Consider the following 13,514-nt stretch of genomic DNA (forward strand, 5'->3'; position numbering starts at 1 on the left):
GGAACTGCCGGCCGCCGAGCGTACCGGTGGCGGCAGCCAGGCCAGCCTGCTGCTCTGCGGCGACAGCTCGCTGAGCGTCACCACCTGCAACTGACGATCAGTCGCTTGGCCCCGGGCCGGCTCACGCCGGTCCGGGGCCCGCGCCCGTGGGAGGCCCGATGACCCCCGCCGACCGGCTCGCGCTGCGCGCCGTGGCGTTCGCCGGCTGGTGGACGCCGGTGTTGGCGGTGCTCGCCGTGGTGGAGACGGCGGCCCAGCTCGCGCTTCCCGCCGTGCTGGGCCGGGCGGTGGACGCCGCCGTCGGCGCCGCGCCGCAGTCCCCGCCCGGCCGGTGGCTCGCGGTGGTGGTCGCCCTGGTGCTGGTGCTGATCGGCGCGCGGGCGGCCCACGACTACGGCACCGGCGCGGCCGGCGCCCGCTCGGTCGCCGCGCTGCGGCACGCCCTGGTCCGTCACCTGTTCGCGCTCGATCCGCGCACGGTGGGCCGCCGGCCGGTGGGTGACCTGGTCGGCCGGCTGGTGGGGCAGGTCGCCGACGCCGGGCAGGCCGCCCCGACAGCCGTGCTGGCCGGCAGCGTGCTGCTGCCACCGCTGGGCAGCCTGGTCGCGCTCACCCTGCTCGATCCCTGGCTCGGCCTGACGTTCGTGGTCGGGCTGGTGCTGCTGGCCGTGCTGCTGCGGCGGTTCGTCAGCGAGGCGTCCGGCGCGGTCGCCGGCTACCAGCGGGCCCAGGGCGACCTGGCCGGTCGACTGGTCGAGGCGCTCGCCGGGGCACGGACGATCACCGCCGCCGGCACCGCCGGGCACGAGGTCGAGCGGGTGCTCGCGCCGCTGCCCGAGCTGCGCCGCCACGGCCTGCGTACCTGGCGGGTGCTCGCCGGCGCGGCGGCCCGGGGCGCCCTGCTGAACCCGCTGCTGCAACTGGCGGTCGTCGCCGTCGGCGGCTGGTCCCTGTCCGCCGGTCGGCTGACGCCCGGGGAACTGCTGGCCGCCCTCCAGTACGCCACGATCGGCGCCGGACTGGGCGCCGCGATCGCCGCCGTCAACACCGCCGTGCGGGTCCGCGCCGGCTGCGGTCGGGCCGCCGAGATCCTCGACGAGCCGCTCCGCCCACCCGGCGGCCGGGACCTGCCGCCCGGGTCGGGCCGGCTGGAGCTGAGCGGCGTGGAGGTCCGCGACGACGACGGGCGTCCGCTGCTCGACCGGGTCGACCTGCGGGTGCCCGGCGGCACGCTCCTCGCCGTCGTCGGGCCGTCCGGCGCCGGCAAGTCGCTGCTCGCGGCCGTCGCGGGCCGGCTGCGTGACCCGGACGCCGGCGAGGTACGCCTGGACGGCGTGCCGCTGCCGGAGTTGACGCCGACGGCGCTGGGCCGGGCGGTCGGCTACGGTTTCGAGCGGCCGGTGCTGGTCGGTGACACGGTCGGCGCGGCGGTCGGCTGCGGCGGCGACCCGGTGCCGCTGGCCCGCGCCGCCGAGGTCGACGACGTGGTGCAGCGGCTGCCCGAGCGGTACCGCACCCCGCTGGCCGGGCTCGCCCTCTCCGGCGGCGAGCGGCAGCGCCTCGGGTTGGCCCGCGCGCTGCGCGCCGAACGGCTGCTGATCCTGGACGACGCCACGTCCAGCCTGGACACGGTGACCGAGCACCGGGTGGTGGACACGCTCACCGGCCGCGACGACAGGCGTACCCGGGTGGTGGTGAGCCACCGGGTCGGCACCGCGGCCCGCGCCGACCTGGTGGCCTGGGTGGACGGTGGCCGGGTACGCGCGGTCGCCCCGCACCGGGAGTTGTGGGACGACCCGGCATACCGGGCGGTGTTCCGGTCGTGACCCCCGTCGGCGCGGTGGTCCGCGCGGAGCTGTCCACGCGACGCCGTCCGCTGCTGCGGCTGGCCGGCTGGTCGCTGGCCGAGGCGCTGCCGGCGGCGTTGAGCGGCCTGCTGACCGCCCGGGCCGTGGACGGCGGCTTCCTGGCCGGCCGGCCCGGTGTCGGGCTGCTCTGGCTGGGCCTGCTGGCGCTCGCGGTGCTGGTCGGCGCGCTCGGCACCCGGCAGGCGTACGGGCTGCTGGGCGACGTGGTGGAGCCGTTCCGCGACGACCTGCTGCGGCGGGTCGTCGCGGGCACGTTGGCCGGCGCGAGCGACGGACGGGTCGACGACGCGGCGGTGACCCGGCTGACCCACCAGGTGGAGATGGTCCGGGACACCTGGGCCGGCCTGCTGATGGTGGTCCGGGGCTTCGTGTTCGCCGCCGGCGCGGCCGTGGTCGGCCTCTGTTCCCTGGCGGTCCCGGTCGCGCTGCTGGTGACCGTGCCGGTCCTCGCCGGCCTGCTGCTCTTCGTCGCGGCGTTGCCGGCGATGGTGGCCCGGCAACGCGACTACGTCCGGGCCGGTGAGCGGCTCGGCCGGGACGCGGTGGTCGCGGTGGGCGGCCATCGTGACGTCCTGGTCAGCGGCACCGGGGACCGGGTCGTCGACTGGCTCGGTGGGCACGTCGACGCGCAGGCGCGGGTGGAGCGGCGGCTGGCGACCATGGCCGCCGCGCGCAGCCTGAGTCTGGCCGTCGGCGGGTGGCTGCCGGTGCCGGTGCTGCTGCTGGCCGCGCCGTGGCTGCTCGGGCGCGGTCTCGGGGCGGGCGCGCTGCTCGGCGCGCTGGTCTACGTCGTGCACGGCATCCAGCCGGCGCTGCACACGCTGTTCCAGGGCGTGGCGGCCGGCGGCCTGCGCTTCGTGGTCACCCTCGACCGGCTGCTGCGCACCTGCGTACCCCCGGGGGAGAGCGACGGGGCGACGGCGGCGTCGCCGCCCGACCCGGCCGCGCCCGCGCTGTCGCTGCGGGGGGTGACCTTCCGGTACGGGCCGCACGCCGCGCCGGTGCTCGACGGCTTCGACCTGACCGTGCCGGCCGGCGACCACCTGGCGATCGTCGGCGCGAGCGGGATCGGCAAGTCCACACTGGCGGGGCTGATGGCCGGCGTGCTGCGCCCCGACTCGGGCACGGTCCGCGTCGCGGGCACGCCGACCGGCGCGGCGACCCCGGCCGAGCTGGCCGCCCGCCGGGTGCTTATCCCGCAGGAGGCGTACGTGTTCACCGGCACGGTCCGGGACAACGTCCGCTACCTGCGGCCCGACCTGGACGACGCGACGATCAGCCGGGCGGCGGACCGGCTCGGCCTGGCCGAGCTGGTGGCCCGGCTCGGTGGCCTCGACGCGACGCTGCGGCCGGCGGGGCTGTCCGCCGGGGAGCGCCAGCAGGTGGCGTTGCTGCGGGCCTGGCTGTCGCCGGCGCCGTTGCTCATCCTCGACGAGGCGACCTGCCACCTGGACCCGGCCACCGAGGCACGCCTGGAGCTGGCGTTCGCCGCCCGGCCCGGCACCCTCGTGGTGATCGCGCACCGGATCAGCTCGGCGGTGCGGGCCCGGCGCGTGCTGCTGCTCGACGGCGGGCAGGCCCACCTGGACAGTCACCACGGGCTGCTGGCCGGTTCGGCGGCGTACCGGGAGATGGTGGGTTACTGGGAGGGCGGCGGCGACCGGTCAGATCCAGCAGGACTCCCGGGCGGTCCGCACCGCTTCCCAGCGGGTCCGGGCACCGGTCTTGGCCATGATGTGGGAGAGGTGGTTGCGGACCGTGCCCGGTGAGACGCCCAGCTTCTGGGCGACCTCGCGGACCGGCAGGCCCTCGGCGACCACGTCCAGCACCTCCCGCTCCCGGGGGGTCAACGGATTGTCGGCCACCTCGAGCGCGGCGACGACCAGGTCCGGGTCGAGCACGACCTGACCGTCGGCGATCTGCCGGACCCCCTCGGCGATCCGGTCGGGCGGCACGTCGTGGTTGAGGAAACCGATCCACCCGCGATGCTCGGCGAGCATCGCGCGCAGCCGCCCGGCCCGCCGCTGGTCCACCAGCACCAGCAGCCGGCCACCGTGGCTGCCGTCGGCCGCGGCGGCGAGCCGGGCGAGCTGGTTCACCGGTACGACGTCGACGTCGACCACCGTGACGTCGGGGCGTTCGCCGAGCAGCGCGGCCCGGACGGCGTGGGGAGTGTCCGCCTCAGCGACCACGTCGATGTCGCCCTGGGCGGTCAGCAGATGGGCGAGCGCGCCCCGGACCAGCCGTCCCTTGAGCGCGAGCAGCGTGCGGACCATGTCGACTCCCTGCCATGACCCCCGTCTTCCTGACCTATCGTGAACAACTGATAACCAGCCGTCAGGAATCTTATTTAAGTCACTGTGCCGACGACACCAGGTGTCGGCCTGTTGTCAGATCCAGCCGGCCTCCTGGGCGCGTTGCACCGCCTCCCAGCGGTTCCGCCCGCCGGTCTTGCGCAGCAGGCTGGACAGATGGTTGCGGACCGTCCCGGGAGCGAGGTGCAGCACCGCGGCGATCTCCCGGCTGGGCAGACCCTTCGCGGCGGTGGCGGCCACCTCCCGCTCCCGCTCGCTCAGCGGGTTGACCACGGTGTCCAGCGCGGCGACGGCGGTCAGCGGGTCGATCGCGCGGCGCCCCTGGGCGACGGTCCGCAACTGGGCGAGCATCTCCTCCGGTGGCACGTCCTTGGCGACCACCCCACGCACGCACAGTTGCAGCACCAGTCGCAGCACCCGGGCGCTCGGCCGGTTCGTCAGCACCACGACCGCGCAGTCCGGCGCGGCGGCGCGCAGCGCGGCGACCACCGTCGCCGGCTCGTCCTCCGGGTTGAGGTCGAGCAACGCCAGGTCGGCGCGGCGGCACAGGCCGCCGGCGTCCGTGGCGCCCTCGGCCACCACCTCGAAGCCGGCTGCCGCCGCGACCACCCCGGCCACGAGCGTCCGGCACAGGCTGGGTGCGCCGAGCACGGCGACCCGGATCGCTGGTGTCGGGCCGGTTGCCGATTCGCTACGAGTATCGTTCACGGGACTACTCTGCCCGACACACCGTAACCGGTCACCCCCTGTGCTGTGCGTTTCCGGCGCGATCCCGCCATGTGGTTGCCGCCGGGCGTGGCCGGGCCGGGCCGGGCCTGGCCGTCAGCGTCCGAGTGCGACGGCCAGCCGGCGGACCGCCTCGTCCATCATCTCCGGCCGGGCGGCGGCGTAGGTGAGGCGCAGGTGCGGCGCGGGCGGTTCGGCGGCGTACCAGGGTCGCCCGGGAAACACGGTGACCCCCTCGGCGGCGGCCCGCGCGGTCACCGCGACGTCGTCGGCGCCGTCCGGCAACCGGACCCACAGGTGCAGGCCGCCGCGGGGGACGTCGGGCGGGGTCAGCGCCGGCAGGTGGCGGTCCAGCGCCGCGAGCAACGCGTCCCGGCGGGCTCGCAGCTCCTTGCGCAGCGTACGGCGGTGCCGGTCCCAGGCCGGCGCGGCGAGGAACTCCAACGCGGCCTGTTGCAGCGGCCCGGCCACGAAGAAGTCGTCGAGCAGCCGGGCGGCGCGCAGGCGTTCCCCGGCCGGCCCGCGCGCGCCCAGCGCGGCGATCCGCAGGCCGGGCGCGGCCGGCTTGGTCAGCGAGCGCAGGTAGACCACGTGCCCGTCCGGGTCGTCGGCGGCCAACGGTGGCGGCGCCTCGCCGTCGATGGTCAGGTCCCGGGCGTAGTCGTCCTCGACCAGGAACGCGCCGGCCTCGCGGATCACGGTCGCCACCTCGGCCCGCCGGGCGGGACCGAGCGTCGCGCCGTGCGGGTTGGCGTGCAGCGGCTGGCAGTAGAACAACCGGGCGCCGGTGCGGGCGAACGCGGCGGCGAGCTGGTCGGGGCGGACACCGTCGGCGTCGGCGGGCACCGGCACCACCCGCAGCCCGGCGGCGTGCGCGGTGGCCAGCGCGCCCAGGTAGGTGGGGGACTCGACGAGCAACGTGTCGCCGGGCCCGGTGAGCGCCCGCAGGGTGGACGCGAGCGCGGCCTGCCCGCCCGGGCAGATCACCACGTCCTCGGCGCGCAGGCCGCCGCCGGTCTCCCGGGCGAACCAGGCCCGCAGGTCGGTCCGCCCCTCGACCGGGCCGCGTTGCCAGGCCGCCGGCTGGCGGGCCGCGCGGGCGAGCGCCGCGCCGAGCGCGGCGGCCGGCTGGAGTTCCGCGTCCAGGTAGCCGCCGGTCAACGGGATGGCCCCGGCCGGCGGCCACGCCAGGAGCGCCTGCATCTCCTCGCCGCCGGAGCGCCGGGAGCCCAGTGCGACGGTCTGCCAGGACAGGTCCGGGCGGGGCGGCTCGACGCGCCGGGCCGCCACGAACGCGCCCCGCCCCGACCGCGTCTCGACCAGCCCCTCCGCGACGAGCCGCCGGGTCGCCTCGGCGACCGTCACCGGGGAGGCGTGGTGGTGGGCGGTCAGCTCCCGCACCGACGGCAGCCGCGTCCCGGGCGTGGCGGCCCGCACCAGCGTCCGCAGGTGATGGACAACGCGGTCGGTAGCGCTACCATCGTTCATGACGGAACAGAGTAGCGCTACTGAACCCACCAAGGTAACGGCCCGGCCGGGCGCCGGTGTCGCGCTCGGCGCGCTGGGCGTGCTGGCGTTCAGCATGTCGCTCCCGGCCACCCGCGTCGCCGTGCACACGCTCGACCCGTGGTTCGTCGCGTTCGGACGGGCCGTCGGCGCGGCGCTGCTCGCGGCGGCGTACCTCCGCCTGACCCGGGCCCCGCGCCCCACCCCGGGCCAGTGGCGGCGACTGGCCGTCGTCGCGCTCGGCGTGGTCGTCGGCTTCCCGCTGTTCACGTCGCTCGCGCTCACCACGCAGACCTCCGCGCACGGCGCTGTCGTCGTCACCGTGCTGCCCGCCATGACGGCGGTCTTCGCGGTGCTCCGGGCCGGCGAACGACCGCCACCGCTGTTCTGGCTCGCCAGTGCCGCCGGGCTGGCGCTGGTGCTCGCGTTCCTCGCCACCGGCGGTTCGATGCGCGGCACGCTCTCCCTGGCGGACCTGTTCCTGCTCGCCGCCGTCGTGCTGTGCGGCCTCGGGTACGCCGAGGGCGGCGTGCTGGCCCGTCAGCTCGGTGGCGCGCGGACGATCTGCTGGGCGTTGCTGCTCTCGCTGCCGGTCACGATCCCGGTCACGGCTGTGGCCGCCGCCGCCCACCACCCATGGGCCGGTGCCGCCGGCTGGACCGCGTTCGGTTACCTCACGCTGGTCTCGATGTTCCTCGGCTTCTTCGCCTGGTACGCGGGGCTGGCCCGGGGCGGCATCGCCAAGGTGGGGCAGATCCAGCTCGTCCAGCCGGTGCTCACGCTGGTCTGGTCGGCGCTGCTGCTCGGCGAGGCGATCACCCCGGCCACCGCCGCCGTGGCCGGGGCGGTACTGGCCTGCGTGGTGCTCATCCAGCGCACCCGGGGCGCCGCCCGCCCCCGCGACTACACCCCGCCCCACCCCGAACAGGCCGTCCAGCGGTAGTGCCCGCGCCGCGTTCCGGCCCCGCGGCCGGTGGGGTCGGCTACGCCGGAGCGTCGAGGCTGCTGATCAGGTGCGCCACCCGCTGCCGGATCTCGTCGCGGACCTGACGGACGACGTCCAGCGACCGGCCGGCCGGATCGGTGAGCTGCCAGTCCTCGTAGCGCTTTCCGGGGAACACCGGGCAGGCGTCGCCGCACCCCATGGTGACGATGACGTCGCTGGCCTCGGCGGCGTCCCAGGTGAGCCGGGCCGGCGTCCGGTCGGTGATGTCGATGCCGACCTCGCGCATGGCCTCGACGGCGACCGGGTTGATCCGGTCGGCGGGCTCGCTGCCGGCGGAGCGCACCTCGACGGCGTCCCCGGCGAGGTGGCGCAGCCAGCCGGCGGCCATCTGGGAGCGGCCGGCGTTGTGGACGCAGACGAACAGGACGGTGGGTTTGTGACTCATCGGGCTTCGGTCTCCGGGGTGGGGTGGGGCACGACCACGGCGTCGGCGTCGTCGCCGGCGTGGGGGTACCAGAGGGCGAGCGCGGCGACGGCGACCAGGCCGCCGACGACCTGGGCGACCACGAAGCCGGGCACCGAGGCTGGGGCGATGCCGGCGAACGTGTCCGAGAACGCCCGGCCGACCGTGGCGGCCGGGTTGGCGAACGAGGTCGACGACGTGAACCAGTAGGCCGCGCCGATGTACGCCCCGACCGCCGCCGGCGCGGCGGCGGTGCGGCCGGAGCGGGCCAGCGCGAAGATCAGCAGGACCAGGCCGGCGGTGGCGACCACCTCGGCCAGCCACAGGTGCCCGCCGCTCCGGTCGGTGCGGGACCAGGCCACCGCCGGCAGGTCGAACATCAGGTGGGCGAGGACGGCGCCGGCTGTCGCGCCGGCCGTCTGGGCGATCGCGTACGCGGCGAGGTCGCGCCCGGTCAGGCCGGTGCCGGCGCGGCGGCCGAGCCACCAGTCGACGGCGGAGACGACCGGGTTGAGGTGCGCGCCGGAGACCGGGCCGAACGTCAGGATGAGCGCGCCCAGGGCGAGGGCGGTGGCGATCGCGTTCTCCAGCAGTTGCAGCCCGGTGTCGGTGGGGGAGAGCCGGCTGGCGGCGATGCCCGAGCCGATGACGGCGGTGACCAGCAGCGCGGTGCCGGCGAACTCGGCCGATGCCCGCCGGGACAGGGGGAGGCTCACGCCGGGTGCCCGTCGCCGGCGGCGGCCGTGATCTCCAGCAGCGCGCCGAGCTGCCGGAGCGCCTCGGGCCGGACGCGGTACCAGACCCAGGTCCCGCGCCGGTCGGCGTCGACCAGGCCGGCCTCGCGGAGGACCTTGAGGTGGTGCGAGATGGTCGGCCCGGACAGGTCGAAGGCCGGGGTGAGATCGCAGACGCAGATCTCCGGCACCGAGGCGATCATCGACATCAGCCGCAGCCGGATCGGGTCACCCAGCGCCTTGAACAGGGGCGCGATCACCGCGGCCTGGTCGGGCCCCAGGGGGCGGGCCGCGATCGGGGCGCAGCAGGAGACCGCGTCCCGGGCCGCTTGTTTTGACATGCGTCTAGCTTGACAGATGTCAAAACAAGCGGCAACCTGGGGTCTGCTTCGACAGTCATCTAGACAAGGAGAAAGTCACCATGTCCCGAGTCCAGCTCGCCCTGCGCGTGTCCGACCTCGAAGGCTCCATCGCTTTCTACGCCAAGCTGTTCGGCGTCGAGCCGGCCAAGCGTCGCCCCGGCTACGCCAACTTCGCCATCGAGAACCCGCCCCTGAAGCTCGTCCTCCTCGAGGGCGAGGCCGAGCAGCCCACCGCGCTGGACCATTTGGGCGTCGAGGTGCCCAGCACCGACGAGGTCGACGCCGCCACCCGCCGCCTGACCGACTCGGGCCTCGTCACGCTGGCCGAGAACGACACCGAGTGCTGCTACGCGTTGCAGGACAAGGTGTGGGTGCGCGGCCCCGGCGACGAGCGCTGGGAGGTCTACACCGTCAAGGCCGACTCGCCGCGGCTGGAGAAGCCCGCCGAGGACTCCTGCTGCGCTCCCGCCTAGGAGCGGTGCAAAAAACCTGCAAACGCCAGCCCTTGCCCTGAGCGAAAGCGCTTTCTTACGATTGCGTCACATCGATGTTTCATTCGCGGGCCGGGCGCCGCGAATGGATGGAAATCGCTGGTGACGCGGTCGATCGTGTCGCCGCAATTCACCTTTCCTGTTCGGCGGCAGCCGGTCGGTCCGGCATGCGCGAAAACGAATCGAGGCGTCCATGGAACGACCAGTCACACGGCGAATGCAGGCCACGTTGGCCACGGCGGCGGTGGGGGTCGCGGTCGCCGTGGCCATGCCGACCCCGCAGGCGTCGGCGGCGGCCGGGACCGCCACCGGCTTCGCGACCCAGAACGGCGGGACCACCGGCGGCGCGGGCGGGCAGACGGTGCGCGCCACCACCGGGACCGCGATCCACGCCGCACTCTGCAACCGGGCCAGCAGCAGCACCCCGATCACCATCGAGGTCTCCGGGACCATCAACCACGGCAACACCAGCAAGGTGTCCGGTTCGAGCTGCAACACCGCGGACGGCGTGATCGAGCTGAAGCAGATCAGCAACGTCACCATCATCGGGGTGGGCGGCGCGGTCTTCGACCAGCTCGGCATCCACATCCGCGACTCCCGCAACATCATCATCCAGAACGTCACGGTGCGGAACGTCAAGAAGTCGGGCTCGCCCACCTCCAACGGCGGCGACGCCATCGGCATGGAGAGCACGGTCCGCAACATCTGGGTCGACCACGTCACGCTGGAGGCGTCCGGCGGGGAGGCGGAGGGCTTCGACGGCCTCTTCGACATGAAGGACGACACCCAGTACGTGACGCTGTCCTACAGCATCCTGCGCAACTCCGGCCGCGGCGGGCTCATCGGCTCCAGCGAGAGCGACCGGTCGAACAGCTTCATCACGTTCGACCACAACCTCTACGAGAACATCGACTCCCGCACGCCGCTGCTGCGCGGCGGGGTCGCGCACATGTACAACAACCACTACTCGGGGCTGCACGAGTCCGGCATCAACTCCCGCGCCGGCGCCCGGGCCAAGGTGGAGAACAACTACTTCCGCAACTCCAAGGACGTGCTCGGCACGTTCTACACCAACGAGCGCGGCACCTGGCAGGTCGGCGGCAACATCTTCGACAACGTGACCTGGTCGGCCCCGGGCAACGAGAACTACCCGGCCGGGCCGAACCCGACGTCCACCACCACGGTCGCCATCCCCTACTCGTACCGTCTCGACGGGGCGAGCTGCGTGCCGGACATCGTCCGCCAGACGGCGGGCGCCAACACCGGCCTGCGGACGTCGGACGGCAACTGCACGCCGCAGTCCCCGCCGCCCACCACGCCGGCGCCGACCACGCCCGCGCCGACCACCCCGCCGCCGACGACCACCACCCCGCCGCCGCCCAGCGGGACCAACCTGAGCCTCGCGTCCGGCGCCGGCGCGGACGGTTCCAGCAAGGCCGACGGCACCAGCTACGGCAACGTGCGCGACGCCAACCTGGGCACCTGGTGGTCGCCGTCCGGTTCGACCGGCACCATCTCGATCAAGTGGGGCTCGGCCACCCGGGTGTCCCGGGTGATCATTCGGGAACCGTCCGGCACCCAGGGCTCGATCGGGTCCTGGCAGCTCGTCAACAACGACACCGGCGCGGTCCTCGCCTCGGGGAGCGGGGCGGGAGCGATCAGCTTCGCCGCCACGTCGCTCCAGAAGATCAATTTCAAGATCAACAGCTCGAACGGTACGCCGAGGGTCGGCGAGTTCGAGACGTACGCGAGCTGAGCCCGGCGTGGGGGGCGGGAGCGGCGCAGCCGCTCCCCGCCCCCCACCTTCTCAGAGGGTCAGCACCACGGTGGAGATGCTGCGGGCGCCGACGTTCACGGAGACCTGGTTCCCGTTCACGCCGACCGACTGGCTCGCCGCGCTCGCGTTCTGCGAGGTGGCGACGTACTCCGCCTTCGACACGTTCTGCGGCGCCTGGATGACGGCGTTGTTCACCGCGCTGGTCGAGCGGTTCAGGATGACCAGCGTGACCTTGCCGTCGCCCTGGTAGGCGGTCACCTCCAGCGGGGACGCCTTCGAACTCTTCGTCAGAGCGACCCGCTGGTAGCCGGGACGGACGTACTTGGCGTACTGGGAGAACGCGTACCCGCGCTTCAGCGGTGCGCCCGCCGTCGTGCCGTACGCGGCCTCGCCGTCACCGATGAACGAGTAGTAGCGCTTGCCGTACCACCAGACGTAGGCGCTCCAGTTGGACTCCATCGACTTGTGCACGGTGCGCATGATGTCGTCCAGGGTCTCGTTCCAGGCCGCCGCGTTGCTGGGGTTGCCCCAGATGTTGGAGCCGCTGCCGTCGGCCTCGTGCAGGTTCCACTCGGTCATCCACACCGGCTTGTTGTACTGCTGGGCCAGCGGGTACGGCTTCAGCCGGCCGGACGCCTCGGTGCCGTAGAGGTGCCCGCCGATGTAACCGATGTTGTTGCGGGCCGCCGCGTCGTTCAGCGTCGGGTCGGTGTAGCTGTAGTTCAGGTTCACCGCCTCGGCGACCATCAGCTTGGTGTTCTGCACCTTCGCGCCCTGCTCGCGCACGAAGGTCTGCAACTCGGTGCCGCTCCAGTCCATCGAGTCGTAGTCCGGGTGCCAGTCCGGCTCGTTCTGCACCGAGGTGACGTCGATGGTCACGCCCTGGTTGCGCATGTACTGGACGTAACTGTTGAGGTGGTTGGCGTAGTCGTCGTAGTAGTCGGTCTTCAACTTGCCGCCGTTGGTCCGGCTGTTGTTCGTCTTCCAGGCCGCCGGCGCCGTCCAGGGCGACGCCATGATCTTCACGTTCGACCCGTACGACTTCGCCGTCTTCAGCGCGCTGACCTGCGTACCCCACTCGCTCGACACCGGCGACAGGCCGGTGCGCACGATGGACAGGCCGAGCTGGTTGGGGCCCAACCCGACGAGCGTCTGCGTCTCCGCCGTCGACCACGCGCCACCCCAGATCGACACCGCCGCGCCGAACCCGTCCACGGTCTGGTACTTCGTGGCGGTGTTCACCGTGATGTCCGCCGGCCCGTTCGGGGGCGGCGTGGACGGCGACGACGTCGGCGTCGGCGTCGGGGTGGGCGAACTGGTCGGCGACGTGGTCGGAGCGGTGCCGCCGGTGCAGGTGACCCCGTTCAGCGCGAAGCTGGTGGGGGCCGGGTTGCTGCTGGTCCACGCGCCGTTGAAGCCGAACGACGCGGTGCCGTTGGTGGGGATGGAACCGTTGTAGTCGACGTTTCGGGCGGTGACGTTCGCGCCGCTCTGGGTGACCGTGGCGCTCCACGCCTGGGTGACGGTCTGGCCGGCACCGTAGGACCAGGTGAGCGTCCAGCCCGAGACCGGGTCACCGAGGTTGGTGATGGTCACGTTGGCGCCGAAGCCGCCCTGCCACTGCGACGCCACCGCGTAGTTCACCGAACAACCGGCGGCGGCGGCCCCGGCCGGCATCGCCACGGCAGCCGCCGCCGACGCGAGCAACACCGTGCCGGCCGTCACCAGCGCGGTACGGGGCAGTCTGAGTTTCCTCATCTAATCTCTCCTCGTCCGACTAGCGCTGGAGCGTCAGCAGACCCGGCCGGTACGGCAGCAGGCCGTAGTCGCCGCCGGAGTTGGTGGCCCGACCCTGGTAGAGCAGTTGCAGGTTGCAGGGGTCGACGGTGAAGGTCTGGTCGGCGGTGGTGCGGATCAGCTCGCCGTGGCTGATGTCGTTGGTCCAGGTGGCGCCGCTGTTGGCCTTGCCGGCGAACGGGTTGCTCTCGGTGGCCGCGTTCGGCGTCCACGAGCCGTTCAGGCTGGTCGCGGTGAAGGACCGGAAGTAGCGGCCCTGCGCGCCGATGGCCTCGACGATCATGAGGTAGCGGGTCTGGCCCTGGAGCTTGTAGACCTGCACGGCCTCGAACAGGTTGTTCGTGCTGTCGCTCATGATCGTGGTGTAGTTCGAGCCGAAGTTGCCGGGGAAGTTCCCGATCGGCATGCTCGCCCGGTAGATCTTGCCGTTGTCGCCGGCGAAGAAGAGGTACATGTTCTGGTCGTCACCGATGATGGTCTGGTCGATCGGGCCGGTGCCGGAGCCGGAGATGCTGCCGGTGAACAGCGG

General features: G+C 73.6%; 14 protein-coding genes. 6 read left to right on the forward strand and 8 right to left on the reverse strand.

Annotated features, from left to right (window positions below):
- The first annotated feature begins 4 nt into the window (after positions 1-4).
- The 3 genes from ACZ6O5_RS24525 (at position 5) to ACZ6O5_RS24535 (ending at position 3,637) form a co-directional block, all read left to right on the forward strand.
- Positions 5-94, forward strand: coding sequence for a SapB/AmfS family lanthipeptide (locus ACZ6O5_RS24525; RefSeq protein ID WP_465980142.1), 90 nt, complete (start codon positions 5-7; stop codon positions 92-94).
- A 64-nt stretch (positions 95-158) separates the two neighbouring features.
- Positions 159-1,826, forward strand: a complete 1,668-nt coding sequence (locus tag ACZ6O5_RS24530) for an ABC transporter ATP-binding protein (protein WP_465980121.1) — start codon at positions 159-161, stop codon at positions 1,824-1,826.
- A complete protein-coding gene (locus tag ACZ6O5_RS24535) occupies positions 1,823-3,637 on the forward strand; it encodes an ATP-binding cassette domain-containing protein (RefSeq protein ID WP_465980122.1) in 1,815 nt (604 codons plus the stop codon). The genes ACZ6O5_RS24530 and ACZ6O5_RS24535 overlap by 4 nt, the downstream gene beginning before the upstream one ends.
- Here the strand turns inward: ACZ6O5_RS24535 and ACZ6O5_RS24540 are convergent.
- The 3 genes from ACZ6O5_RS24540 to ACZ6O5_RS24550 form a co-directional block, all read right to left on the reverse strand.
- Entirely contained in the window at positions 3,533-4,144 is a 612-nt protein-coding gene (locus tag ACZ6O5_RS24540) for a response regulator transcription factor (protein ID WP_405094089.1), read from the reverse strand. The two genes, ACZ6O5_RS24535 and ACZ6O5_RS24540, sit on opposite strands and share 105 nt — an antisense overlap.
- Positions 4,145-4,258: 114 nt before the next feature.
- Positions 4,259-4,891: a LuxR C-terminal-related transcriptional regulator gene (locus tag ACZ6O5_RS24545; protein WP_465980123.1), complete on the reverse strand. Its 633-nt coding sequence runs from the start codon at positions 4,889-4,891 to the stop codon at positions 4,259-4,261.
- A 114-nt stretch (positions 4,892-5,005) separates the two neighbouring features.
- Positions 5,006-6,397, reverse strand: coding sequence for an aminotransferase-like domain-containing protein (locus ACZ6O5_RS24550; RefSeq protein ID WP_465980124.1), 1,392 nt, complete (start codon positions 6,395-6,397; stop codon positions 5,006-5,008).
- Between ACZ6O5_RS24550 and ACZ6O5_RS24555 the strand changes: the two genes are divergently transcribed.
- Positions 6,396-7,358 (forward strand): DMT family transporter, encoded by a 963-nt coding sequence (locus tag ACZ6O5_RS24555; protein WP_465980125.1) that lies wholly within the window; start codon positions 6,396-6,398, stop codon positions 7,356-7,358. The two genes, ACZ6O5_RS24550 and ACZ6O5_RS24555, sit on opposite strands and share 2 nt — an antisense overlap.
- A gap of 40 nt (positions 7,359-7,398) precedes the next feature.
- Here ACZ6O5_RS24555 and ACZ6O5_RS24560 read toward each other — a convergent pair whose 3' ends face one another.
- Genes ACZ6O5_RS24560 through ACZ6O5_RS24570 form a run of 3 tightly spaced genes read right to left on the reverse strand, consistent with a single transcriptional unit; the run spans position 7,399 to position 8,899 of the window.
- On the reverse strand, positions 7,399-7,806 hold the full coding sequence (locus ACZ6O5_RS24560; protein ID WP_107155638.1) for an arsenate reductase ArsC: 408 nt from the start codon (positions 7,804-7,806) through the stop codon (positions 7,399-7,401).
- On the reverse strand, positions 7,803-8,540 hold the full coding sequence (locus ACZ6O5_RS24565) for an aquaporin (protein WP_465980126.1): 738 nt from the start codon (positions 8,538-8,540) through the stop codon (positions 7,803-7,805). Before ACZ6O5_RS24565 ends, ACZ6O5_RS24560 begins: the two co-directional genes overlap by 4 nt.
- Positions 8,537-8,899 (reverse strand): ArsR/SmtB family transcription factor, encoded by a 363-nt coding sequence (locus ACZ6O5_RS24570; protein WP_465980127.1) that lies wholly within the window; start codon positions 8,897-8,899, stop codon positions 8,537-8,539. The genes ACZ6O5_RS24565 and ACZ6O5_RS24570 overlap by 4 nt, the downstream gene beginning before the upstream one ends.
- 80 nt (positions 8,900-8,979) lie before the next feature.
- Here ACZ6O5_RS24570 and ACZ6O5_RS24575 point away from each other — a divergent pair, with 80 nt between their 5' ends.
- Positions 8,980-9,393 (forward strand): ArsI/CadI family heavy metal resistance metalloenzyme, encoded by a 414-nt coding sequence (locus ACZ6O5_RS24575; protein WP_465980128.1) that lies wholly within the window; start codon positions 8,980-8,982, stop codon positions 9,391-9,393.
- A gap of 211 nt (positions 9,394-9,604) precedes the next feature.
- Positions 9,605-11,167: a pectate lyase family protein gene (locus ACZ6O5_RS24580; protein ID WP_465980129.1), complete on the forward strand. Its 1,563-nt coding sequence runs from the start codon at positions 9,605-9,607 to the stop codon at positions 11,165-11,167.
- A gap of 51 nt (positions 11,168-11,218) precedes the next feature.
- On the opposite strand, the gene ACZ6O5_RS24585 is transcribed toward ACZ6O5_RS24580, so the two are convergent.
- Both ACZ6O5_RS24585 and ACZ6O5_RS24590 read right to left on the reverse strand, forming a co-directional pair.
- The gene (locus tag ACZ6O5_RS24585) at positions 11,219-12,946 is read right to left on the reverse strand and encodes a cellulose binding domain-containing protein (RefSeq protein WP_465980130.1); all 1,728 of its coding nucleotides are present in this window, start codon (positions 12,944-12,946) and stop codon (positions 11,219-11,221) included.
- Positions 12,947-12,965: 19 nt separating this feature from the next.
- Positions 12,966-13,514 (reverse strand): non-reducing end alpha-L-arabinofuranosidase family hydrolase (locus tag ACZ6O5_RS24590; protein WP_465980131.1); only part of this gene is annotated, 549 nt, incomplete at its 5' end.

The organism is Micromonospora sp. NPDC049201 (assembly GCF_055586805.1).

Coding starts and splice junctions, on each gene's coding strand:
- ACZ6O5_RS24530 (WP_465980121.1), top strand. CDS start 159: ATGACCCCCGCCGACCGGCTCGCGCTGCGCGCCGTGGCGTTCGCCGGC.
- ACZ6O5_RS24585 (WP_465980130.1), bottom strand. CDS start 12,946: ATGAGGAAACTCAGACTGCCCCGTACCGCGCTGGTGACGGCCGGCACG.
- ACZ6O5_RS24580 (WP_465980129.1), top strand. CDS start 9,605: ATGGAACGACCAGTCACACGGCGAATGCAGGCCACGTTGGCCACGGCG.
- ACZ6O5_RS24560 (WP_107155638.1), bottom strand. CDS start 7,806: ATGAGTCACAAACCCACCGTCCTGTTCGTCTGCGTCCACAACGCCGGC.
- ACZ6O5_RS24550 (WP_465980124.1), bottom strand. CDS start 6,397: ATGAACGATGGTAGCGCTACCGACCGCGTTGTCCATCACCTGCGGACG.
- ACZ6O5_RS24570 (WP_465980127.1), bottom strand. CDS start 8,899: ATGTCAAAACAAGCGGCCCGGGACGCGGTCTCCTGCTGCGCCCCGATC.
- ACZ6O5_RS24555 (WP_465980125.1), top strand. CDS start 6,396: ATGACGGAACAGAGTAGCGCTACTGAACCCACCAAGGTAACGGCCCGG.
- ACZ6O5_RS24575 (WP_465980128.1), top strand. CDS start 8,980: ATGTCCCGAGTCCAGCTCGCCCTGCGCGTGTCCGACCTCGAAGGCTCC.
- ACZ6O5_RS24540 (WP_405094089.1), bottom strand. CDS start 4,144: ATGGTCCGCACGCTGCTCGCGCTCAAGGGACGGCTGGTCCGGGGCGCG.